The sequence below is a fragment of the Actinoplanes sp. NBRC 101535 genome (assembly GCF_030269225.1).
Lineage (GTDB): Bacteria > Actinomycetota > Actinomycetes > Mycobacteriales > Micromonosporaceae > Actinoplanes > Actinoplanes rectilineatus.
Window position 1 is genome coordinate 158,147 of sequence record NZ_BSSY01000001.1, and the last position, 22,369, is coordinate 180,515.

The following is a 22,369-nucleotide window of genomic DNA, read 5'->3' on the forward strand; positions in this document are numbered from 1 at the left end:
CCTTCTCCCGCCGCTCTACGCCCGCAGGATCCGGGCGTTGAGCGCCATGTTCGCGGCGAACTGATCGTTCACCACCTGGTGGTTCTCCAGCCGCAGCTGCACGGCCGGGTCGTAGCGGCCCAGCTTCACGAAACCGTCGGAATACCAGCCGTTGTCCTTGCCGGTGCCGTCCACGTACGCGTGATAGGTCGTCCCGGACGGCCAGACCACCGTGGTGAGCGTCGCCGCGAACGCCGCCACGTCCGCGTCCGTCCAGCCGCGCCCGTGGTCGCGGGCCTCCACCACGTACGTGATCACGCCGTTGCCATGCCCGGCGTCCTGACCGGGACGTTTCGCCGACCCCCACACGTCGCTCCAGAAGTACGCGTGCCCGTCCACCGGGTTGCGCCGCAGCTGCTTGCGGATCCGGTCGCCGATCGTGGTCAGCACCGTGGTGTACCGGCCGCGGCGGCGTTCGTCGGCGGTCAGCTGGGACAGGTTGAGCGCGATCAGGGCCCAGTGCGCGGCCATGTGGGTCCGCTCGCGGTAGATGTTGTCGTCCTGTCCCCGCGAGTACCACTTCTCGAAGATCTGCACCTCGGCGAAGGTCAGCAGGGTGTCGTACCGGGCCCGATAATTCGGGTCGGCGAGGATCGCCGGGTTCTCCTTCATGGCGGTCAGCAGCGTGGTGGCGTACCGCCAGAAGTAGCTCTCGTAGAGCGGCACCTCGTTGCCGCCCTCACCGGACCGGACCGACGGCCAGCCGCGGTACCCGTCCTTGGACGGCACGGCGGCCGCCACCACGTTCTCCACGTAGTCCAGCGCCCGGTCCAGGAACCGTCTCTGGTCGGTGGCCCGGAACATCGCCACGCAGGCGTCCAGTGAGTACGCCAGGTCGTAGTGGTCGCGGCTGTCCCTGGACCTGCTCAGCGGGATGCTGTGTTTCTCCTGGTAGTCCCAGCTCTGCAGGAAGACGCCGGTCCAGTGGGCCACCGTCTTGACCTTGAGTTTGTCGGCGGTGGCCGGGGCCGCATCGGGCAGCGGCGTGCTCTCCCCGATGTCGTCACCCCCGGCGGCGTAGCGGGTGGCGCTGTGCGCTGCGGTGGCGGCGGCCACCGAACCCAGGCCCAGCATGATGAGGGCACGCCGGCTCAGCCGGCTCCTCCGGTCGGTCATCGCGGTACCGGCTCTCGCTCGGGTGTGTGCGGATCGGACACCGGGGCCCCGGACCGCGAGACAGCGGCCGCGGCGGCCACAGCGGCGAAGATCCACGCTAGGCGGGCGTCGTAGTAGTCGCCGGAGAAAAGGCTGCTCAGTCCCACGAAAACGGCCGACGCGACGGCCAGCCCGGTCACCTGCGGACGCAGGCCGCCGCCGTGGACCACCCGGGTCCACAGCACGATCGAGGTGCCCAGCAGGCCGAGCCCGAGCAGACCGCCCTCGGCGGCGACACCGAGCACGTAGTTGTGCGGGTACTCGACCATCTGGTTGACGCCGATCTCGCCGTAGAACCCGTCCAGCCCGGCACCGGCGACCGGATGGACGAGGAACAGGTCCACGGCGGCCGCCCAGATCGACGTCCGGTCGGACATGTACTGCTCCTGGACGGTCTGCTCGACGAACCGCTCCTGGAACAGGCTGGTGAACTCGGGCGGGGCGAACACCCAGAGCGCGGCGCCGGCGGCGGCCAGCACCAGGCCGGCGGCGACCACCGGGCCGGGCCGCAGCCGGTGCCGCAGTTTGAGCAGGGCGACTGCGCCCACCGCGGCGCCGGCCAGCAGACCGGCCCGCGACCCGGAGAGCACCGCGGCCAGCAGGAACAGCGGGGTCACCAGCAGCGGCCAGACCCGTCCGGTGAGCATGAACAACGCCACCGCGCTGATCACCCCGAGGATCTCGATACGGACGAAGACGTTCGGCCCGCCGCCGAACGCCGAATAGCGCCCCTGCTCGCCGGGGCCGTTGACGAGCAGCGCGGCCAGCGCGAAGACGATCGCGGCGACGAACAGCAGACGGAACAGGAGCAGGCCGACGGTGTCCGGGTCGCCGGCCGCGTACGCATAGAAGGCGATGGTCAGCACGGCCAGCAGGACCAGGTCGAGGGTCTGCGGCCCGACCCGGGAGGCGGACGGCGCCCAGAGCGCCGACGCGATCTGGAAGACGAAGAAGATCAGGGCGGCGACCAGCCAGCCCTCGTGCCGCAGGCCGTCCATCGGGTGCGGCCCCGGCTGCCGGGCGGCGTCCAGGGCCAGCACCACCAGGGCCAGCACCAGGCCGATCACCCGCAGGTCGACCCAGGCGAGATCGAGGAAACCGGCCCGGTCCAGGGTGTACCGCCCGCCGATCGCCACCAGGACCAGCAGCAGACCCGGCGCGACGAACGCCCGCGGCCTCACGGTCTCTCCCGGGCCAGCGTCGTGGCCACCAGCGCGAACACCAGGCAGGCGCCGTAGCCGAGCAGCGAACCGTAGGCGGCACCGAGGATGCCGAGCCGGGGGATGAGCAGCACGTAGGCGGCGAAACTGACCACGAAACCGGTGATCTCGGCGACCGAGACGAGACCGCCGCGGCCCTTGGCGATCAGGAAGCCGAGACTGACCCGGGAGACCGCGTACAGGCCGGCGGCGACGACCAGCGGCAGCACCACGGAGCGGGCCGCGGCGTACTGGTGGCCGAAGACCGGGACGATCAGCAGGTACAGCCCGCCGGCCACGACCGGCACGATGACCAGCACGTAGACCGCGACCGCCACCAGGACCGGGCGGGTGCGCAGACCACCGTCGCGGTGCGAGGCCCGCCAGCGGCCCAGGCGGGAGTCCGCGTACGCCCGGATCGGCCAGGCCAGCAGCTCGGTCAGGGTGGCCACCGAGGTGTACAGGCCGAGCGCGGCGGTCGACGCCAGCACCGGGATCACCAGGCGGTCCACCCGCAGCATCGCCATGTTGGAGATGGCCGCCGGGAACAGCGCCAGGCCCTCCCGCCGGACCTGGCGGTTCTGGTCATCGGCGACCGGGGCGGCGTCCGGCGACACCGGCAGCCGCAGCCAGATCACCAGGTAGACGACGGTCGGCACGGCGCCGGCGACCACGTAGGCCAGGAACCAGTACTCCGGATGCGACGCGCCGGCGAGGTAGAGCCCGACGAGCATGGCCAGGAGCAGCACCGCCTCGAGGATCCGGGCGACCAGGAAGTCACGGACCCGGCCGACGGCGATCGCGATCGAGCGGGTGGCCAGGGCGGCGGCCTCGATCAGCGCGTACCAGGCGAGCATCGCGATGATCACCGGCCCGGGGGAGATCCGGGCCGGGGCGATCACCGCGTAGACCACGGCGCCGGACAGGGCGACACCCGCGGGGATCAGGAGCAGTTTCGCGTACGCCCGGACCGCCGGCGCCGGAGCGACGTTGTGATAGCTCGCCACGAAGCTGCGCTCGGTCCCCAGCAGGAGCACCTGGGTGACCAGGTAGACCACCTGGAGCATGAGCGCGACCTCGCCGCGGTGCGTCGGGGTCAGCGACCGCACCATCAGGATGTTCGCGGCGGTGGCGACACCGCCGGTCAGCACCTGGGAGGCGAGGAGCTGGACGCTGGGCTCGGCGACCAGGGTGCGCAACCAGGAGAACGGGTCGGCGCGGCGTGGTGGGGCGAGGTCCCCGGCGGCGTGTTCCGCCCGCAGTTCACTCATCGGATTCGTCGGACTTGTCATCGCTTTTGGGGGACTCCTCGGCGGGAGTGGCAGCCTCCACCACCCGGGCCCGTCCCCGGGCCGGCCCGACCGTGGGCAGCGAGACGAACGTGTCCCCGTGCCAGTCCGGCGAACCGGCGTCGGCCAGCTCCGGCTTGTCACCGAAACCCGGCACCCCGGACACCTCGTCCACCGGACCGGTCGGCAGTTTGCGCGGCAGCGCGTTGAGCACCGCCCCGGCCAGCCGCGCGCCGACCCGCTCCAGCAGGTCCATCGACCGTCGCACGTCCGCGGCCCGGGTCCGGCCGGCCCGCACCACCAGCAGCGCGCCGTCGGTCACCTGCCCGATCACCGCGGCGTCCGCGACGTCGTGCAGGGCCGGCGCGTCCACCAGCACGATGTCGAACCGGTCGGTCAGGGTCCGCACGGTGCTGCTCAGCCGCGGCGAGGCCAGCAACTCACCCGGGTCCGGGGCGTCCTCACCGGCCGGCAGCACGGTGACCCGCCCGTTCAGGGCCTTCTGCAGCACGTCGCGCATCCGGGCCGAACCGGCGAGCACCTCGGCCAGCCCCGGCGACGGCTCCAGAGCCAGATAACGACCCACCCCCGGGGTACGCATGTTCGCGTCCACCAGCGCGACCCGTGCCCCCGTCTCGGCCATCGCGATGGCCAGCCCGCAGGTGACCGCGGTGGTGCCCTCCTTGCGCCCGGAGCCGGTGAGCAGCAGCGACTTGCCCCGCCCCGGCCCGTTGTGCGGGTCGGCCAGGTCCGGCAGCAGGCTGCGCAGCCGCCGGAACGCCTCGGCCAGCGCCCGGTCCGCGTGATCACCGCGCCCGAACCGGCCGCCTATCGCGATCGCCCCGACCGTGCCCACGCCCAGCCGGCGCAGGTCGTCCTCGTCGGCCACCGTCCGTGCGGTGGCCTCCCGGACCGCGACCGCGATCAGGCCGATCAGCAGGCCCAGCACGGCCGCGAAACCGGCGTCCCGGCCCAGCGTGCCGGGCTCCTCGGTGGTCTCGGCGTCCTGCAGCACCGAGATCGCCGGGGTCTCGGCGTCCGGGTTGTCGGCGCTGCCGATCTGCCGGGCCAACCCGACCAGCACGGTCGCCGCGGTGGTGACGATCTGCTCGCTGCGGGCCGCGTCCGGGTCGGTCGCCGAGATGACCAGCAGGTCGGTGCCCTCCCGGACCTGCGCGGACAGGCTCGCGCTGACCTGCTCGGGGGTGATGCCCGGGCCCATCCGGTCCACCACGCCCTGCGCCACCCGGGGACCGGTCAGCAAGGCGATGTACGAGTTCAGCCGGCGCGCCCCGGCGTCCGGATCGCCGTTCCCGGAGCTCGCGAAGAGCACCATCGACGACCGGTGTGCGGGCTCACCGGCCGTGCCCATGCCGGCGGCGATGCCGGTGGCGAGCAGCACCGGCAGCACGAGCCAGAGCCATCGGCGCCGGCACGCCCGCACGTACGCACGCAGTTCCACGCTGACTTCCCCCGTATTTCGTCAGGACAGGGCGGTTTCCCGGTGGCGTGGCGCCGACCGGTGGAGCACCGCCTCGAAGCGGTCGAAGAGCATGTCCCGTGAGAACTGCTCGACGGCCAGCCGATGCGACGCCGCCCGGGCACGCTCCAGCCAGTCGTCGTCACGGACGTGCTTGACCAGCAGTTCGGCCGCCGCGCCGGTGTCCTCCGGATCGAGCACCAGGCCGGCGCCGGAGTCACGCAACATCTCGGCCTGCCATCCGCCGTAGTTGATGGCGATCGGGCGAGACGCCGCGAGAGCGTCGAAGAACTTGTTGGCGGAGTTGTCCCAGAGCCCACGGATCGGGCGGACGAAGCTGGTGGACATGGTCGCGGCGCCGAGGATCACCGGCAGTTCGGATTTCGGGACCTTCTCCCACATCCGTACCGTCTCGTCGAGAAGTCCCAGGTCGGCGGCGAGCCGCTTGGTGGGCTCCCACTCCTTGCCGTGCCCGACGATCAGCACCCGCACGTCCGGGTCCAGTTCCCGCATCCGGTGCGCGGCCCGGACCAGGTAGTCCACCCCGTTGACCGCGCCGAGCGCGCCGGTGTAGACGATCAGCGGCCGGTCACCGAGCCACTCGTGGCCGGCCCGGAACCGCCGGACCTGCTCGTCGCCGACCGCGAACAGTTCCAGGTCGGCGGCGTTCGGGATGACCGTGGTCGGTGTCTGCGGCCGGCGGGCCAGCACCCCGGCGGCCATCCCGGGGGAGAGGGCGATGACCTCGCTGGCGTTGCGGTAGGCGAAGTTCGCCAGCGCACCGGCCAGCCGGCGGGCCACCGGGTTGCGCAGGGCGCCCATCTCGATCGGCACCTCGGGCCAGAGGTCGCGGACCTCGAAGACGAACGGTGCCCGGCGCAGCTTGGCCGCGATCACGCCGGGCACCGCGACGGTGAGCGGTGTGCTGGTGGCGAAGACGAGATCGGCCCGCAGCCGGGCGGCCTTGACCGCGGCGAGGACCATGAACTCGGCGAAGGCCCGCAGCCGCCGCGCGTAGGACATGTCGTTGGAGTACGGCACCCGGAACCAGTGGACGGTCACGCCGTCCTCCCGGGTGACCCGCCACCCCAGCTCCCGGTCGCCCGGGGTGATGTCCGTGGTGATCACGTCGACGGTGTGTCCCCGGGCGACCAGGCGGCGGGCCTGCTCGTACGACCGGATGCCACCGGCCATCGACGGATTGCAGTAGTACTGGTGGATGTAGACGATCCGCATCGGTCAGCCCTCCCGGCCGGTGACGGCGGCCCGGACGGCCCCGACCACGCGGTCCCGGTCGTGGTCGGTGAGCGCGGACCCGCTGGGCAGGCAGACGCCCCGCCGGAAGAATCCCTCGCTGACCTCGCCGCCGCGCATCACGCAGTCCCGGAAGACCGGTTGCAGGTGCATCGGTTTCCACGCCGGCCGGGCCTCGATGTCGCGGCCGGCCAGCTCCGCCAGGATCCGGTCACGGTCCGCGGGGGAGTCGACGAGCACGCAGGTCAGCCAGTGGTTGGGGGTGCCGTACCCGGCGACCGGCAGGAAGGCCAGTCCGGGCAGGTCGGCGAGGGCGGCCCGGTAGTGCTCGGCGGTCCGCCGCCGCGCCTCGATCATCTGGCCGAGCCGCTGCAACTGTCCCCGGCCCACCGCGGCGAGCAGGTTGCTCAGCCGGTAGTTGTAGCCGACGCTGCGGTGCTCGTAGTGCGCGACCGGCTCGCGGGCCTGAGTGGCCAGGTGCCGGGCCTGCTTGGCGACCGAACCGTCGTCGGTCACGAGCATCCCGCCGCCACCGGTGGTGATGATCTTGTTGCCGTTGAAGGACAGCACCCCGGCGAGACCGAACGACCCGGCCGGACGGCCCCGGTAGGTCGCACCCAGCGCCTCGGCGGCGTCCTCGATCAGCGGGACGTCGTACCGGTCGCAGGCGTCGAGCAACGGCTGGTAGTCGGCGCACTGGCCGTACATGTCGACGGCGATCACCGCGCGGGGCAGCCGCCCCCGGTCGGCCCGGGACCGCAGTTCCTCGGCGACCAGCTCCGGATCCACGTTCCAGTCGTCCGGCGCGCTGTCCAGGAACACCGGGCGGGCGCCCAGGTAGGTCACCGCGTTCGCGGTCGCCGCGAAGGTGAACGACGGGACCAGCACGGTGTCGCCGCGCCGCACCCCGGCGGCGATCAGTGCCAGGTGCAGCGCGGCGGTGCCACTGCTCAGCGCCACCGCGTGCCGCACGCCGACCAGTTCGGCCGTCTGCGCCTCGAAGGCGTCCAGGTCGGGGCCGACCGGCGCCACCCAGTTCGAGTCGAACGCCTTGAGCAGCAGCTTGCGCTCCAGGTCGCTGACGTCCGGTGGCGAGAGGTAGATGCGCGTGTCAGTCATGAACCCGGGTCCTCACGGCCAGCATGGGCCAGGCCGGGTGCAGGCCCTGGCGGTGGATGAACATCGGCGAGCCGCCCACCCGCATGGCCGGGCGCAGCGTGGTGGCGAAACTGCGGTAGCCGGCCTCCCGCGCGACACGCACGTCGCGCTCCCGGAAGTCGACTGCCGGATGCCCGTACGGCGCGGCGAAGTCCCGGATCTCGACGCCCAGCTCGGCCTCGATGTCCCGTTTGGAGTCGACGATCTCCCGGGCCGCGTCCTCGTCGCCCTGGTCGGCGAGCCGCCGGTGGGTGACCGTGTGCGAACCGAAGTCGAAGCCGTCCGCCACCAGGGCGCGGCAGTCGTCCCAGGTCAGGTTGCCCGGCGTGCCGACCATGCCGGAGGTCAGGAAGAACATCGCCGGCACGCCCAGCTCCAGCAGGATCGGGGCGGCCACGTCGCGCCAGGTCGGGTGCGCGTCGTCGAACGACAGGCAGAAGACCGGACCGGTCATCGGCCGCTCGCCGGCCAGCACCGCGAGCGCGTCGTCCCACGACACCAACGGTCCGATCCGGCCCAGGGCGAGCAGGTGACGGCGCATGTCCTCGCCGTACTCCGGGAGGACGTCGTGGTAGAAGGGGAAGTAGAGGCCGGGTGCGCTCGGCAGGCGGCGCAGGAGACCGGCGGGCGCGAGGATGCGCCCCTGCGTCCTCGGCCGGGCCCGCAGACGGCTGCGCAGTCCCAGCTCGTTCAGGCGTCGTTTGATCGCTGTCGGTGGCTGCATGCGATCGGCACCCTCCCGCTCGTCGTGCTCGGACCCGGCCCCGGACACAACGAACCCCGCGGCCTTCACCAACCTTTGCAAATACGTACGCGGTCCCGGCAGTAGCAATTGTCATAAGGAATGCGAGTAATATTCACGTCAATTCGAGAATAGGCCGATCGGCTGTTGCAAAATGCGCGTACGGGTGTCCATCATCGTGCGTCGGGACCTCAATGGGAGAGCGGGGCGTGCACGATGCTGCGACTGCGACAGGTGGAGCCGACCGCCGCCGGATGGGCCGACCGCGCCGGCTACGACGACCGGCTGATCTTCCACACGCCCGAGTGGGTGAACTTCGTCGCCGAGAGCCAGGGCGCCGAGCCGGTCCTCGCCGAGGTGCACGCCGACGGCCAGACCCTCGGCCACTTCACCGGCCTGCTCACCCGCAGGTACGGACTGCGCATCCTGGGCAGCCCGATGGCCGGCTGGACCACCTCCTACCTGGGCTTCCAGCTGCGACCCGAGGTGTCCCGGCGGTCCGCGGTCGCGGCGCTGCTGCCGTTCGCCTTCGACGACGTCGGCGCCGCCCACCTGGAGGTCCGCGACCGCGGCACCACCGAGGCCGACCTGCACGGCCTCGGCCTGCGCTGGGACACCGCGCCGACCGCCGTGATCGGCCTGGCCCCCGACGAGGACACCCTGTTCGGCGCGATGGCGAGCGCCTGCCGCCGCAACATCCGCAAGGCCGCCAAGTCCGGCGTCACGATCGAGGACGCCACCGGCGACCCTTTGTTCGCCGCCGAATTCTACGATCAATTACGCGACGTTTTCGCGAAGCAGAATCTGGTCCCCACCTATTCGGTGGAAAGGGTCGAGTCGTTGATCCGTCACCTGACTCCGGCCGGCAGCGTCCTGCTGCTGCGCGCCCGCGACCCGGACGGCCGCTGCATCGCCACCGCGATCCTGCCCTGGCACCACCGCACCATGTATTTCTGGGGCGGCGCGAGCTACCGCGAACACCAGCACCTGCGCCCCAACGAAACCCTGATCTGGCACGCGCTGCGCTGGGCCAAGGCCCGCGGCGTGACCGAGTTCGACTTCGTCGGGGGCAACGCCTACAAGGCCAAATACGGCACCACCGAGGTCCCGGTCCCCTGGGCGCGCCGTTCCCGATCACCGCTGGTCGCCCGCCTCCGCGACGCCGCAAAACAGGGCTACGCCCTGAAACAGAGGGCGACAGCCAGGGTCATCGGCGCCGCCTGATTTCTGGTACGCGCGACGCAGAGTCCCGTGGCGCACCCAGGTCTGCTCGGCTCACACCCCTCTTCTGCTCGCCCCGGCCCCCAATCCGCGCGTGATCGGCGTTGCGGCCGCGGGGCACACGGTGCCCCGCCGCTGCTCTCACCCGACAGCCGGACTTGTCGACCTCCCCGGTTCTCGCCCGTGGCCGTCTCCGGGGGCGGTTGGTGGCCGTCTCCGGGGCGGTTGGTGGCCGTCTCCTGGGGCGATTGGTCACCGTTTTCGCGGCGGTTGGTGGCCGTCTCCGGAGCCCGGCCGTCGACGGTGGTAGTTCGCCCGCCCGCGACGAGCCGCCGATGACGGCTCGAGTCGTCGGGCCGTCGTACGCGGCTGAGTTCGCCGGTCGGCTCAGCCGTAGACGACGGCTGAGCCGGTCCCGCCGTTGCTGATGGTCGAGTCGCATCTGCTGGGCAGCCGTGGTCGACGGCTCGCCCGGTCCCGGCCGTCGTCTGCGGTCGGTTTGCGGGCCGGATCGGACCGTGGGCGACGGCTGGGTCGACCTGGCCGTCGTTGGTGGTCGGTTTGCGGGCCGGATCGGACCGTGGGTGACGGCTGGGCTAGACGCCTTCGTGCTGAGGGTGCGAAGCCCGTCCGCGTGGTGAGTTTGGGCGTGCTGGGGGCCCGAAGTCACCACGCCCGTGGTGGAGCGTGGTGATTGCGGGCGCGCTGGGGGCCCCAAGTCGCGACACGGACGCTGACCACGAAACGTGTCTATCCCCGGCCGTCGTTGGTGGTCGGTTAGCGGGCCGATGACGACAGCGCTCGACGGCTGGGCTACTCCCGGCCGTCGACTGTGGTTGTTTTGTCAGCCGGATCGGACCGTGGGCGACGGCTGGGCCGACCTGGCCGTCGTTGGTGGTCGGTTTGTGGGCCGGATCGGACCGTGGGCGACGGCTCGGCCTGGCCCGGCCGTCGACCACGGCTGTTCGCAAGGATGACAGCCGTGGGCGACGGCTCGGCCTGGCCCGGCCGTCGACCACGGCTGTTCGCAAGGATGACAGCCGTGGGTGACGGCTCGGCCGGTCCGGGGCACTCGACGGCGGGTTCGCCGGGGAGCCGCAACCGACCGGGCAACGGTTTTCGCGACGTGGGGGCGGGGGACTGGGGACAACGGCGGGGAGGTGGCCCACCTGGGGCATGGCGGGACGAGCCGGTGCGGTTGAGGGAGGTGTGGCTCGTACTCGGCAGAAGGTTTGACCCGCGGTGGGATCCTGGGGTGAGTGGAGGAGGGGTTTTGTTCCTGTTGTTCGGGCTTCGGTCCAAGGATCATGTGATCGGCACGCCGTCGATGACCTGCGAGATCTGTGGGTGGGCGGCGCCGCAGACGGTGCTGCGCCGGAGCACCAAGTTCACGCTGTTCTTCGTGCCGCTGTTCCCGGTGCGGCCGAGCCGTTACTACCTGGTGTGCGGTCATTGCCGTGGTTTTCGCGACGCCGACCCCCGGATGGTGGAAAGTCTCGTGCGCTGAACACCGGGTCAGGCGGGCTGGATCCAGTCGAAGGTCCGTTCGACCGCCCGCCGCCAGTGGGCGTATTCGGTCTCGCGGATCTCTGGTCGCATCGCCGGCATCCACTGTCCGGCGATGTGCCAGTTGCTGCGCAGGCCGTCCAGGTCGGGCCAGTATCCGACGGCCAGGCCGGCGGCGTAGGCGGCGCCCAGTGAGACCGTCTCCACCGCCAGTGGCCGGACCAGCGGCACGTCCAGGACGTCGGCGATGATCTGCATGAGCAGGTTGTCGGCGGTCATCCCGCCGTCGACCTTGAGGGTCTTCAGCGCCAGCCCCGAGTCGCGAGCCATCGCGTCGACCACTTCGCGGGTCTGCCAGGCGGTCGCCTCCAGCACCGCGCGGGCCAGGTGTCCTTTGGTGATGTACGAGGTCAGCCCCACGATCACACCCCGCGCCTCACTGCGCCAGTGCGGTGCGTAGAGCCCGGAGAACGCCGGCACGATGTAGCAGCCGCCGTTGTCGGCGACCGTTCGTGCCAAAGTTTCGATCTCCGGGGCGCTGGAGATCAGCTCGAGTTGGTCGCGGAACCACTGGACCAGGGAGCCGGTGATCGCGATCGAGCCTTCCAGCGCGTATGTCGCCGGGGCGCCGGCGATCTGGTACGCCACCGTGCTGAGCAGACCGTTCTCCGGCCGGACCGGTTCGGTGCCGGTGTTGAGCAGCAGGAAGCTGCCGGTGCCGTACGTGCATTTCGCCTCGCCGGGGGTGAAGCAGGTCTGCCCGAACAGGGCGGCCTGCTGGTCGCCGAGGGCCGCGCCGATCCGCACGCCGGGGAAGGCCGCCACGGCGGTGCCGAACACGCCGACGGAGGGCCGTACCTCGGGAAGCATGTCGCGGGGGATGCCGAAGAAGGCCAGGGATTCCGGTGACCAGTCCAGCGCGCGGACGTCCATCAGCATGGTGCGGCTGGCGTTGGTGACGTCGGTGACGTGCAGTCCGCCGGTCAGGTTCCAGATCAGCCAGGTCTCCATCGTGCCGCAGAGCACCTCGCCGCGTTCGGCGCGTTCCCGCAGGCCGGGCGTGTGGTCGAGCATCCAGCGCAGTCGGGGGCCGGAGAAGTAGGTGGCCAGCGGCAGCCCGCACCGGTCCGTGACGGCCTGCGCGCCGGGCAGTGCGGCGAGTTCGTGGACCAGGGCGTCGGTGCGGGTGTCCTGCCAGACGATCGCGTGGTCCAGCGGCCGGCCGGTCCGCCGGTCCCACACCACGGTCGTCTCCCGCTGGTTGGCGATGCCGACCGCTGCCACCTGGTCGCTGGTGATGCCGGCCCGTTGCAGTGCCCGCGGGGCGAGGCGTTCCACGTTGCGCCAGATCTCCATGGCGTCGTGTTCGACCCAGCCGGGTTTCGGGAAGTACTGCTTGTGTTCCTGCTGGGCGAGGGACACGAGCTGTCCGCGCCGGTCGAACACGATGCATCGCGTCGAGGTGGTGCCCTGGTCGATCGCGACCACGTAGCTCTCGGTCATCACGGTCCCTCCGTCGTTCACTGGCGGGCGGCTCCCAGATCCCTCGAGACCGCGCGGGCGGCGTCGCGGACACAGGTGACGAGGTGCTGGCGTGGCCGGTACCGGCTGTCGCAGATGCGTTCCACCGGTCCGGAGACGCCGATCGCGCCGACGACCAGGCCGCCGTATCCGCGGATCGGGGCGGCCACCGCGGCCTGCCCGAGCGTCAGCTCTTCGACGTCGGCGCCCCATCCGGCCTCACGGACCTGGTCCAGCGCGGTGGACAGCTCACGCTTGGAGATCACAGTCTTTCGGGTGTACGCGTCGAGCTGCGCCGCCGTGGCGCCTCCGGCCCGGTACGCGAGCAGCACCTTGCCGAGGGCGGTCGCGTGCAGGGGCAGCAGTGAACCGACGTCCAGGGTCTGGAACGTGTCGTCGGGGCGGAAGACGTGGTGCACGACCAGCACCCGGCCCTCCAGGACGGTGCCGATCCGGACCGCTTCGCCGCTGCGGGCGGCCAGCGGGTCCGCCCAGTTGATCGAACGGGACCGCAGTTCGTTGATGTCCAGGTAGCTGGTACCCAGGTGCAGCAGTGCCCCGCCGAGCTGGTAGTGACCGGACACCCGGTCCTGTTCGACGAAGCCGACCCGTTGCAGGGTCCGCAGGATGCCGTGGGTGGTGCCTTTCGCCAGGTCCAGGGACCGGGCGATCTCGCTGAGACCCAGGCGCCCGGGACCGCCGGCCAGGGTTCGCAGGATCGCGGCCGCACGTTCGATCGATTGCACCGTACCGGGCATGTTTCGGACTCTATGCCAACTTGTGTCCTGCGTCCCCGATTGATGTTCGACAATGCCGACCGACGTTCGTTGCCGGGGGCTCGGCGGCTTCCTAGCGTCCGTGGCAACTGCACCAGTGCGGTTCGTAGGGAGGGAGCATGTCCGAACGACTCAAAGTTCCCGGTCTGCTCGGCGAGCTAGCGGCCGAGTTCGCCGGCACGATGATCCTCATCCTGTTCGGTGTCGGGGTGGTGGCACAGGTCGCCGCGGCCGGCATCGGTGATCACGACAGCATCGCCTGGGCGTGGGGCCTGGGCGTCACGCTCGGCGTCTACGTCGCGGCCCGGATCAGCGGCGCACACCTCAACCCGGCGGTCACCATCGCGCTCGCCGTCTTCAAGGGGTTCTCCTGGCGGAAGGTCGCCCCGTACTCGCTCGCCCAGTTCCTCGGCGCGTTCGTCGCCGCGCTGCTGGTGCGCTGGAACTACACCGAGGTCCTGCACGCGGCGGATCCGGAACTGACCATCAAGACCCAGGGTGTCTTCTCCACCCTGCCCGGCAACGGGACGCTGGCGGTCAGCGAATGGGGCGCCTTCCGCGACCAGATCATCGGCACCGCGATCCTGCTCTTCGTGATCCTGGCGCTGACCGACATGAACAACAACGCCCCGGCCGCGAACCTCGGACCGGTGGTGGTGGGCCTGCTGATCGTGGCGATCGGCATGGCGTGGGGCACCAATGCGGGGTACGCGATCAACCCGGCCCGCGACTTCGGCCCGCGACTCGCCAGTTTCCTGACCGGCTACGGTGGCGCTTTCCGGGATCAGACAGGGTATCTCTACTTCTGGATCCCGATCGTCGCGCCGATCATCGGTGGCGTGGTGGGCGCCGGGTTGTACCAGACTTTGATCGGGCGGTTCCTGCCCTCGGCCGAGCCACCGGAGCCGGGACGGGTACCGACCCCGAACGACGAGACCGTGGAGGCGAGCCGTGGCTGACTTCGTCGGCGCAGTGGATCAGGGAACCACCAGCACCCGTTTCATGATCTTCGACCATGGCGGCAACGAGGTGGGCCGGCACCAGCTCGAGCACGAGCAGATCCTGCCGCAGGCCGGTTGGGTGGAACACAACCCGATCGAGATCTGGGAGCGGACCGTCGCGGTCGTGCGCACCGCGATGCAGAAGGCGAACCTGCAGGCCAGTGACCTGGCGGCGGTCGGGATCACGAACCAGCGGGAGACGACGGTGGTGTGGGACCGGCGGACCGGCCGGCCCTACTACAACGCGATCGTCTGGCAGGACACCCGGACCGACCGGATCGCGTCGGCACTGGACCGCGACGGGCGCGGCGACGTGATCCGGCGCAAGGCGGGACTGCCGCCGGCGACGTACTTCTCCGGCGGGAAGATCCAGTGGATCCTGGAGAACGTCGACGGTGTCCGGGAGGCCGCCGAACGCGGCGACGCCCTCTTCGGCAACACCGACAGCTGGCTCCTGTGGAACATCACCGGGAACCACGTGACCGACGTGACCAACGCCAGCCGCACGATGCTGATGAACCTGGAGACGCTGGACTGGGACGACGAACTGTTGTCCTTCTTCGACATCCCCCGGCGGATGCTGCCCGAGATCCGGCCGTCGTCCGACCCCGCCGGGTACGGCGAGGCCCAGGTGTCCGGCCCGCTCGGCGGGTCGGTGCCGCTCACCGGTGACCTCGGCGACCAGCAGGCCGCCACGGTCGGCCAGGTCTGCTTCGCCCCCGGCGAGGCGAAGAACACCTACGGCACGGGCAACTTCATGCTCCTGAACACCGGCAACAACCTGGTGCGCTCGGAGAACGGGCTGCTCACCACGGTCTGCTACAAATTCGGCGACGCCGCCCCGGTGTACGCCCTCGAAGGCTCGATCGCGGTGACCGGCTCGGCCGTCCAGTGGCTGCGCGACCAGCTGCACATCATCAACTCCGCGGCGGACAGCGAACGGCTGGCCGCCTCCGTCCCGGACAACGGCGGCGTCTACTTCGTCCCGGCGTTCTCCGGACTGTTCGCACCCTACTGGCGGTCCGACGCCCGGGGCGCGATCGTCGGCCTGTCCCGGTTCAACACCGACGCGCACATCGCCCGCGCCACCCTCGAGGCGATCTGCTACCAGACCCGGGACGTGGTCGACGCGATGGCCCAGGACTCCGGCGTCACCCTGGACGTCCTCAAGGTCGACGGTGGCATCACCGTCAACAACCTCTGCATGCAGATCCAGGCGGACGTCCTCGGCGTGCCGGTCAGCCGCCCGGTGGTGGCGGAGACGACCGCGCTCGGGGCCGCGTACGCCGCGGGTCTCGCCGTCGGTTTCTGGAAGAACACCGACGAGCTGCGGGAGAACTGGAACGAGTCGCAGCGCTGGCAGCCGGGCTGGTCGCGGGATCAGCGCGAGCAGGGCTTCGGCAAGTGGAAGAAGGCGGTGCAGCGGACCCTCGACTGGGTGGACGTGGACTGACCATGGTTGATCTCTCGCCGTCCTACCGCGACGCGGCCCTCGACCGCCTCGCCGGTGCGGAACTGGACGTGCTGGTCATCGGCGGCGGAGTGGTGGGAGCGGGGTGCGCCCTCGACGCGGCCACACGGGGTTTGACCGTGGGCCTCGTCGAGGCGCGTGACTTCGCCTCCGGCACCTCCAGCCGGTCCAGCAAACTCATCCACGGTGGCCTGCGGTACCTGGAGATGCTCGACTTCGGCCTGGTCCGCGAGGCGCTGCGGGAACGCGGCCTGATCCTGCAGCGCCTCGCCCCGCACCTGGCCCGGCCGGTCCGGTTCCTCTACCCGCTCAAGCACCACGGCTGGGAGCGCCTGTACGCCGGGGCGGGCGTCACCCTCTACGACACGATGGCCCTGTCCGGGTCGCTGCCCCGGCACCGGCACCTGACCCGGCGAGGGGCGCTGCGGGCCTGCCCGGCACTGCGGTCGGATTCGCTGGTCGGGGCGCTGCAGTACTACGACGCGCAGGTTGACGACGCCCGGCACACGCTGTTCCTGGCGCGGACCGCGGCCGCGTACGGGGCGCATGTCGCGTCGCGTACCGAAGTGATCGGGTTCCTGCGCGAAGGCGCCCGGGTCACCGGCGTCCGGGTCCGCGACCTGGAGTACGACCGGGTCGTGGAGATCCGGGCCCAGCAGGTGATCAACGCGACCGGGGTGTGGACCGACGACACGCAGTCGCTGGTGGGGGAGCGGGGACAGTTCCACGTCCGCGCCTCCAAGGGCATCCACCTGGTCGTGCCGCGCGACCGGATCCAGTCGTCGACCGGGCTGATCCTGCGGACCGCGTCCAGCGTGCTCTTCGTGATCCCCTGGGGCCGGCACTGGATCGTCGGGACCACCGACACCGACTGGGCGCTGGACAAGGCGCATCCGGCGGCCTCCCGCAAGGACATCGACTACCTGCTCGCCGAGGTGAACAAGGTCCTGTCGACGCCGCTCTCCCGGGCAGACGTGCAGGGTGTGTACGCCGGACTGCGCCCGCTGCTCTCCGGCGAGTCCGACTCGACGTCCCAGCTGTCCCGCGAGCACTCGGTGGGCAGTCCGGTGCCGGGGCTGGTCGTGGTGGCCGGCGGGAAGTACACCACCTACCGGGTGATGGCCCGGGATGCGGTGAACGCCTGCGTCCACGGCCTGGGCCGCTCGGTGCCGCGCTCGGTGACCGACCGGGTGCCGCTGCTCGGCGCGGAGGGATACCCGGCGCTGTGGAACCGGCGGCGCCTGCTGGCCACGTCGTCCGGCCTGCACGTGGCGCGGGTCGAGCACCTGCTCGGCCGGTACGGGTCGCTCGTCGGGGAGTTGCTCGACCTGATCCGCGCGACGCCGGAGCTGGGCCGGCCGCTGGACGGCGCCGAGGACTACCTGCGGGCGGAGGTGGTGTACGCGGCGGCAGCCGAAGGTGCCCGGCATCTGGAGGACGTGCTGACCCGGCGTACCCGGATCTCGATCGAGACGTTCGACCGTGGTGTGGAGGCCGCGCCGCAGGTGGCCGAACTGATGGGCGAGGTGCTCGGCTGGAGCGCCGAGCAGCGGGAACGCGAGGTCCGCAATTATCGGCTGCGGGTGGAGGCGGAACGCGCCTCGCAGGAACAGCAGGACGACGAGACGGCGGACGCGGCACGCCTGGGCGCCCCCGACGTGGTCCCGCTGCGCATCACGCCGTGACCGTCGTGTGGTGACTTCACCGTGTGAAGTCACCACACGACACCGGCGTCAGACCAGTACCGGAGCGGCCTTCGCGGCGATCTCGTCGGGGAGCGCGGCGATCCGCTTGTTGAACGTCTTCGTGGTGGTCCACAGTTTGAAGACGAGCAGCGCCTCGAACGTCAGCACCAGCACCGCGGAGACGATCGTGGTGATGACGATCTGGCCGATCATCGGGCCGACGATGAACACGAACATCATGAACTCGATGCCACTGAAGACATGCGCCCGGATGCGCTGCCGCAGCAGGAAGTTGCGAATCCGGACGAACAGGGTGTAACGCTCACGGAAGTCTCCGTGCACGTCGACCCGGGAGCGGATGCTGTCCCGCGACTGCTGCGGGCCGAACGGGTCCTCCTCGGCAGTCTCCTCGACGACCTCCGGAGCCGGGGCGCCGGCCTCCTCGTACGCGGCAAGCAGCTTCTCCTTCATGGTCTGCTTGACCTTGCCCATCTGCAGGGCGTTCAGGTAGCGGAACATGTCGAGGAAGATCACCAGCGACGCCAGCCACAGGTGGACGACGTCACCGGTGAGCACGTACTGCCCACCGAACAGGCCGATCGCGCAGGCCAGCACCCGCAGCCGGTCGAACACGTAGTCCAGCCAGGCGCCGAACAGCGAACCGGTCCCGTTCAGCCGGGCGATCTTGCCGTCCATGCAGTCGAGCACAAAACTCAGGTGGTACAGCACCGCGCCGACCAGCAGCCAGGCGTAGCTGCCCTGCCAGAACGCGGCGGCGGAACCGAGACCGACGAGGAAGGCCCCGACCGTGAGCCGGTTGGGGGTGAACCAACGCCACGGTGCGACAAGCCAGACGAGCCGCGAAGCCAGCGGATCGACCAGCCAGACCGTCCACCAGGCGTCCCTGCGCTTGTATGTGCGCTCCCGGATCTCCGTGAGCGTTGTGCGTTGTGCCATGCCGTGTATCTCCGACCGAAGGCGCAGGAATATGAACGGGTGGCGGCGCGGACTCGTCGGACGGCCGAACGATCGATGCACATCAGGGAGACCGCGCTCGCGGAACATAATCTAGGAAGCCCGCGCAAGGGGCCAGAGCCGTTGCGCCCGGACCGGGTTCGTTCGTTCAGCCGGTTGCCGCCGGCCGCCCCGGAGATGCCGGGCCATCGACGCAGCTGAGGCGTCGTCCTCGGGCTCAGCGGGGATGGACCAGCCCGGCGTTGAAGGCGGCGATGACGAGCTGGGCGCGGTCCCGGGCAGCCAGCTTCGCCAGAAGATGACCGAGATGGGTCTTTACCGTCTTGACGGAGACGAGCAGCGACGCGGCGATCTCATCGTTGGAGAGTCCGTTGCCGACCAGCGCCAGCACCTCGACCTCCCGGGGCGTGAGGCGCCGAAGCCCCGCACCGTCCCGCTCCGGCCGGGGCGACGCCACATAGTGCCGGACCAGCCGCGTCACAATCGAAGGAGCGAACAGAGACTCCCCTTCATGGGTACGCCGGACGGCATCCAGCAGGACCTCGGGCCGCGCGTCCTTGAGCAGAAACCCGGAGGCGCCCGCCTGAAGCGCCTCATACACGTACTCGTCCATCTCGAACATGCTCAGAACCAGCACCCGGCTGCCGGAGAGCGCCGCATCCGAACAGATGAGCCGGGTAGCGACCAGCCCGTCGACGCCCGGCATCCGAACGTCCATCAGAATCACGTCCGGCCGTGCTGCCCTCGCTTCGCGAACCGCCTCCGCCCCGTCCCGAGCCTGCCCCACCACCGTCAGGTCCGGCTCCTTGTCGATGACGATCGCCAAACTGTGCCGAAGCAGAGCCTGGTCATCCACCAGCAGAACCCGAATCGCCCGCCCGTCCCCGCCCTCCGGAGCCCTCCGGCCATCCCCGGCCTCGCCCTCCGGATCCGCTGGTGCCGAGGCCGCTGCCGCCGGAGTCGCCCAGCCTGAAACCGCTGATACCGGAGCCGCTGGGGCCGTGGTTGTGGCCGTCGGTGCTGGGTTTGCCGCGTTTGGGTTTGCCGCGTTTGGGGTCGCCGGGGTTGGCGTTGTCGAAGCCGGCTGTGGCGAGCACGGAGGCCGCAGCGGTGTCGAAAGGGCGGTGGGGTGGCGGGACGGAGGGTGCGGCGGTGTCGAAAGGGCGGTGGGATGGCGGGACGGAAGGTGCTGCGAGGCGGCGGGATGGGAGGCACGGCGGGGTGGAAGTGGAAGAGGTGCAGCGGGAAGTGGCTCGGCGGGAAGTGGGTGTGGAGGACGTGACCGGATGAGGGGAGTGGGGCGTGCTGTCACTGCGCGTCCTTGTTGTCGGGGATTCGGGCTGTGAGCCGGAAGCCCGCTTCGACCGGGCCGGCCGTCATGACGCCGCCCAGGGTGCCCACCCGCTCTCGTAGGCCGGCCAGGCCGTGACCGGCGCCCGGCATGGCCCGCCAGCCTGGGGCGGGGCCCCGGTCGGCCACCGTGACCACCACCCACCCGGCGTCGCGGTGCACGCTGACGGTCACATCGGTGGGCCCGGCATGCCTGGCAACGTTGCTGAGCGCCTCGCGGACTGTTTTGCAGACCGCGAGCTGCACGCCCGGCGACACGTCCGTGATCGACGGGGCGTTCACCGTGGCCGCCGGCATTTCGGGGTCCGGCTCGCACGTGCCCGTCGACGGATCGGCCGGAGTGCCCGGTGCCCTCAGAGCGGCCGACGGTGGGTCGGTGGCCGGGGTGGGTGGCTGGAGGTTGATGGTCAGGGTCGGGCGGAGGCCGGCGGATGCGGCGGCTCGGACGATGTCGGGGAGCGTCTCCAAGCCCTCGGCCGGGGACCGGGGGCCCGCGCCGGCGGGCTCGCGCAGGACCGTGAGCATGCGGCGTAGCTCGGCGGTGGCGTGGCGGCTTGTCTCCTCGATGTCGGACAGGGCGGAGCGGATGTCGTCGGACTGGGGCAGGTGGCGGGTCGAGGCGGCTCGGACCGTGATCAGGCCCAGGCCGTGGGAGGCCAGGTCGTGCAGGTCGCGGGCGATGCTGATGCGCTCGGCCAGCACAGCCTCGGCGGCGGCCCACTCGGTGAGACGGCGCTCGTAGTCGGCGCGGTCGGCACGCCAGCGGTGCACGGCCCAGAGGCCCACGGCGACGGCGCTGACGGCGATCACCGTCGGGATGAACCTCGCCAGCGGGCCGGACGCCCCGACCGTGCACATCGCCAGCACCAGGAAGCCGGCGAGGAGGGCCGCGACGGTCGCCGCGCGGGTGCGCCAGGCGGGCCGGGGAAGCGTGTTCACCGGCCCGACAGTAGCCACCACCGTGCCACCCGTCGTCGGACCTGGGTCTGAGATTCCGGGGGAGAACCTCGGTTCCCGGTCCGATGTGGCCGGGCGGGGGCGCCGGTTGACTGGGCCGCATGATTTCCGTCCAGCACGTCAGCAAGGCGAAGGGCCGGGCCCGGATCCTGCACGAGGTGAGTTTCGAGGCGCGGCCGGGCCGGGTCACCGGGTTCCTCGGGCCGAACGGCGCCGGCAAGACCTCCACGGTACGGGTCCTGCTCGGACTGGACCGTCCGGACAGCGGCACCGCCCGGGTGAACGGGCGGCGCTACCCGGAGTGGGACCGGCCGCTGACGGTGGTCGGGGCGCTGCTCGACGGCAGTGGGGCGCACCGGTCCCGGTCGGCCCGCGCCCACCTGCGGTGGATGGCCGCGAGCAACGGCCTGGCCCGGTCCCGGGTCGACGAGGTGCTCGACCGGGTGGGCCTGACCGCGGACGCCGGGAAACGGGCCGGCCGGTTCTCGTTGGGGATGAGCCGCCGGCTGGGGCTGGCGGCGGCGCTGCTCGGTGACCCGCCGGTGCTGGTGCTGGACGAGCCGGTGAACGGGCTCGACCCGTCCGGCATCCGCTGGATGCGGACCTTCCTGCGGGACAGCGCTGCTGAGGGGCGTACGGTGCTGCTCTCCAGTCACCTGATGGGTGAACTGGCCGAGACCGTCGACGACGTCGTGGTCATCGACCAGGGGCGGATCGTGGCGGGCGGCACGCTCGCCGAGGTGGTCGGCGGGCACGCCACGCTCGAGGACGCGTTCTTCGCGCTGACCTCTGGGGGCCGGACGTGGTGAGCCTGGTCCACGCCGAGCTGCGCAAACTCCTCGGAATCCCGACCGCCTGGATCGGTGTGGTGTTCGGGTCGGCTGTCGGACCGCTCCTGGTCGTGGTGAACGCCTCGGCGGCCCGTGAGGCGATCGCCGCGGGGCTGACCGGTGACGCCTCCGACACGGGTCTCCAGTATCTCGGGATCGGCCTGCTCGGCGCGATGATCCTCGGGGTGGTCGCGGTCAGCAGCGAGTACACGTCGACCGGCGAGGACGCTCCGGGGGCGCGGCAGCTCACCGCGACACTGCTCGCCGTACCCCGGAGAACCCGGCTGCTGGTCGCCAAGGCCCTGGCGCTGACGGCGGTGACCACGGTGCAGGGCGTGACCACGGTGGCCGCGACGCTCACGCTGACCGGGCTGGTCCACGGTTCACTGGCGCCGGCGCCGAGTGCCGGCCGGATCGCCGCGGCGGTGCTCTACTGGGTGCTGATCGGGCTGCTGGCCTTCGCGATCACGCTGCTCGCCCGTAACGGCATCGTCACGCTCACCCTGCTGATCCTGAACACCGCGGTGGTCTCGGTGTCGTACCTGCTCACCAAGATCACGCCGTGGGCGGCCTACCTGCCGGACATCGTCGGCGCGCACATGTTCCTGCGCGGAATGCACACCGACGTGGTGATCGCGCCGCTCACCGCGGGCCTGGTGATGACCGCCTGGGTGGCCGGCCTGCTCGCCCTGGCCGGCCTGCTCCTGAACCGGCGCGACGCATGAGAGCGCGACGCATGAGGGCGGGGCGCATGAGGGCG

19 protein-coding genes are annotated in these 22,369 nt (G+C 71.0%); 7 read left to right on the forward strand and 12 right to left on the reverse strand.

Features of this window, described 5'->3' with window-relative positions; all coding sequences use genetic code 11:
* Positions 1–15: 15 nt before the first annotated feature.
* The 7 genes from QSK32_RS00710 to QSK32_RS00740 are packed head-to-tail and all read right to left on the reverse strand — an operon-like array spanning position 16 to position 8,298.
* Entirely contained in the window at positions 16–1,155 is a 1,140-nt protein-coding gene (locus tag QSK32_RS00710) for a hypothetical protein (protein WP_285470935.1), read from the reverse strand.
* Positions 1,152–2,375: an O-antigen ligase family protein gene (locus tag QSK32_RS00715; protein ID WP_045747327.1), complete on the reverse strand. Its 1,224-nt coding sequence runs from the start codon at positions 2,373–2,375 to the stop codon at positions 1,152–1,154. Before QSK32_RS00715 ends, QSK32_RS00710 begins: the two co-directional genes overlap by 4 nt.
* Entirely contained in the window at positions 2,372–3,664 is a 1,293-nt protein-coding gene (locus QSK32_RS00720; RefSeq protein WP_285470936.1) for a lipopolysaccharide biosynthesis protein, read from the reverse strand. The genes QSK32_RS00715 and QSK32_RS00720 overlap by 4 nt, the downstream gene beginning before the upstream one ends.
* Positions 3,657–5,144 carry a tyrosine-protein kinase domain-containing protein gene (locus tag QSK32_RS00725; RefSeq protein WP_285470937.1) on the reverse strand — a complete coding sequence of 496 codons (1,488 nt, stop codon included), beginning with the start codon at positions 5,142–5,144 and terminating at the stop codon, positions 3,657–3,659. The genes QSK32_RS00720 and QSK32_RS00725 overlap by 8 nt, the downstream gene beginning before the upstream one ends.
* Before the next feature lie 21 nt (positions 5,145–5,165).
* Positions 5,166–6,398: a glycosyltransferase family 4 protein gene (locus QSK32_RS00730; RefSeq protein WP_045747326.1), complete on the reverse strand. Its 1,233-nt coding sequence runs from the start codon at positions 6,396–6,398 to the stop codon at positions 5,166–5,168.
* Between the two features lie 3 nt (positions 6,399–6,401).
* Complete coding sequence (locus QSK32_RS00735; RefSeq protein ID WP_045747325.1) at positions 6,402–7,535, reverse strand: aminotransferase class I/II-fold pyridoxal phosphate-dependent enzyme; 1,134 nt, start codon at positions 7,533–7,535, stop codon at positions 6,402–6,404.
* Positions 7,528–8,298 carry a polysaccharide deacetylase family protein gene (locus QSK32_RS00740; RefSeq protein ID WP_045747342.1) on the reverse strand — a complete coding sequence of 257 codons (771 nt, stop codon included), beginning with the start codon at positions 8,296–8,298 and terminating at the stop codon, positions 7,528–7,530. Before QSK32_RS00740 ends, QSK32_RS00735 begins: the two co-directional genes overlap by 8 nt.
* A 234-nt stretch (positions 8,299–8,532) precedes the next feature.
* Here QSK32_RS00740 and QSK32_RS00745 point away from each other — a divergent pair, with 234 nt between their 5' ends.
* Positions 8,533–9,540, forward strand: a complete 1,008-nt coding sequence (locus tag QSK32_RS00745) for a GNAT family N-acetyltransferase (RefSeq protein ID WP_285470938.1) — start codon at positions 8,533–8,535, stop codon at positions 9,538–9,540.
* Between the two features lie 1,270 nt (positions 9,541–10,810).
* Entirely contained in the window at positions 10,811–11,044 is a 234-nt protein-coding gene (locus QSK32_RS00750; protein ID WP_285470939.1) for a zinc-ribbon domain-containing protein, read from the forward strand.
* An 8-nt stretch (positions 11,045–11,052) separates the two neighbouring features.
* On the opposite strand, the gene glpK (QSK32_RS00755) is transcribed toward QSK32_RS00750, so the two are convergent.
* Together glpK (QSK32_RS00755) and QSK32_RS00760 are read right to left on the reverse strand one after the other, a co-directional pair.
* On the reverse strand, positions 11,053–12,546 hold the full coding sequence (gene glpK, locus QSK32_RS00755; RefSeq protein WP_045747340.1) for a glycerol kinase GlpK: 1,494 nt from the start codon (positions 12,544–12,546) through the stop codon (positions 11,053–11,055).
* A gap of 17 nt (positions 12,547–12,563) precedes the next feature.
* Positions 12,564–13,322, reverse strand: a complete 759-nt coding sequence (locus QSK32_RS00760; protein WP_045747323.1) for an IclR family transcriptional regulator — start codon at positions 13,320–13,322, stop codon at positions 12,564–12,566.
* A gap of 137 nt (positions 13,323–13,459) precedes the next feature.
* Between QSK32_RS00760 and QSK32_RS00765 the strand changes: the two genes are divergently transcribed.
* The 3 genes from QSK32_RS00765 to QSK32_RS00775 are packed head-to-tail and all read left to right on the forward strand — an operon-like array spanning position 13,460 to position 17,497.
* Positions 13,460–14,299, forward strand: a complete 840-nt coding sequence (locus QSK32_RS00765; protein ID WP_045747322.1) for an MIP/aquaporin family protein — start codon at positions 13,460–13,462, stop codon at positions 14,297–14,299.
* Entirely contained in the window at positions 14,292–15,794 is a 1,503-nt protein-coding gene (gene glpK / locus QSK32_RS00770; protein ID WP_045747321.1) for a glycerol kinase GlpK, read from the forward strand. Before QSK32_RS00765 ends, glpK (QSK32_RS00770) begins: the two co-directional genes overlap by 8 nt.
* Before the next feature lie 2 nt (positions 15,795–15,796).
* The gene (locus QSK32_RS00775) at positions 15,797–17,497 is read left to right on the forward strand and encodes a glycerol-3-phosphate dehydrogenase/oxidase (protein WP_045747320.1); all 1,701 of its coding nucleotides are present in this window, start codon (positions 15,797–15,799) and stop codon (positions 17,495–17,497) included.
* A gap of 48 nt (positions 17,498–17,545) precedes the next feature.
* Here the strand turns inward: QSK32_RS00775 and QSK32_RS00780 are convergent, their stop codons facing one another.
* The 3 genes from QSK32_RS00780 to QSK32_RS00790 form a co-directional block, all read right to left on the reverse strand.
* Positions 17,546–18,454, reverse strand: coding sequence for a CDP-alcohol phosphatidyltransferase family protein (locus tag QSK32_RS00780; protein ID WP_285470940.1), 909 nt, complete (start codon positions 18,452–18,454; stop codon positions 17,546–17,548).
* Positions 18,455–18,689: 235 nt separating this feature from the next.
* Positions 18,690–19,328, reverse strand: coding sequence for a response regulator (locus QSK32_RS00785; RefSeq protein ID WP_281179133.1), 639 nt, complete (start codon positions 19,326–19,328; stop codon positions 18,690–18,692).
* Positions 19,329–19,780: 452 nt separating this feature from the next.
* Positions 19,781–20,761, reverse strand: a complete 981-nt coding sequence (locus QSK32_RS00790) for a sensor histidine kinase (protein ID WP_045747318.1) — start codon at positions 20,759–20,761, stop codon at positions 19,781–19,783.
* 119 nt (positions 20,762–20,880) lie between these two features.
* Between QSK32_RS00790 and QSK32_RS00795 the strand changes: the two genes are divergently transcribed.
* Both QSK32_RS00795 and QSK32_RS00800 read left to right on the forward strand, forming a co-directional pair.
* Complete coding sequence (locus tag QSK32_RS00795) at positions 20,881–21,588, forward strand: ABC transporter ATP-binding protein (RefSeq protein ID WP_045747317.1); 708 nt, start codon at positions 20,881–20,883, stop codon at positions 21,586–21,588.
* The gene (locus tag QSK32_RS00800; protein ID WP_285470941.1) at positions 21,582–22,334 is read left to right on the forward strand and encodes a hypothetical protein; all 753 of its coding nucleotides are present in this window, start codon (positions 21,582–21,584) and stop codon (positions 22,332–22,334) included. Before QSK32_RS00795 ends, QSK32_RS00800 begins: the two co-directional genes overlap by 7 nt.
* Positions 22,335–22,369 lie beyond the last annotated feature (35 nt).

Excerpts from the sequence above, each read along its gene's own strand:
- QSK32_RS00710 (WP_285470935.1), bottom strand. The coding sequence starts at position 1,155 with ATGACCGACCGGAGGAGCCGGCTGAGCCGGCGTGCCCTCATCATGCTG.
- QSK32_RS00720 (WP_285470936.1), bottom strand. The coding sequence starts at position 3,664 with ATGAGTGAACTGCGGGCGGAACACGCCGCCGGGGACCTCGCCCCACCA.
- QSK32_RS00730 (WP_045747326.1), bottom strand. The coding sequence starts at position 6,398 with ATGCGGATCGTCTACATCCACCAGTACTACTGCAATCCGTCGATGGCC.
- QSK32_RS00735 (WP_045747325.1), bottom strand. The coding sequence starts at position 7,535 with ATGACTGACACGCGCATCTACCTCTCGCCACCGGACGTCAGCGACCTG.
- QSK32_RS00740 (WP_045747342.1), bottom strand. The coding sequence starts at position 8,298 with ATGCAGCCACCGACAGCGATCAAACGACGCCTGAACGAGCTGGGACTG.
- QSK32_RS00745 (WP_285470938.1), top strand. The coding sequence starts at position 8,533 with ATGCTGCGACTGCGACAGGTGGAGCCGACCGCCGCCGGATGGGCCGAC.
- glpK (WP_045747340.1), bottom strand. The coding sequence starts at position 12,546 with ATGACCGAGAGCTACGTGGTCGCGATCGACCAGGGCACCACCTCGACG.
- QSK32_RS00760 (WP_045747323.1), bottom strand. The coding sequence starts at position 13,322 with ATGCCCGGTACGGTGCAATCGATCGAACGTGCGGCCGCGATCCTGCGA.
- QSK32_RS00765 (WP_045747322.1), top strand. The coding sequence starts at position 13,460 with ATGTCCGAACGACTCAAAGTTCCCGGTCTGCTCGGCGAGCTAGCGGCC.
- QSK32_RS00775 (WP_045747320.1), top strand. The coding sequence starts at position 15,797 with ATGGTTGATCTCTCGCCGTCCTACCGCGACGCGGCCCTCGACCGCCTC.
- QSK32_RS00780 (WP_285470940.1), bottom strand. The coding sequence starts at position 18,454 with ATGGCACAACGCACAACGCTCACGGAGATCCGGGAGCGCACATACAAG.
- QSK32_RS00795 (WP_045747317.1), top strand. The coding sequence starts at position 20,881 with ATGATTTCCGTCCAGCACGTCAGCAAGGCGAAGGGCCGGGCCCGGATC.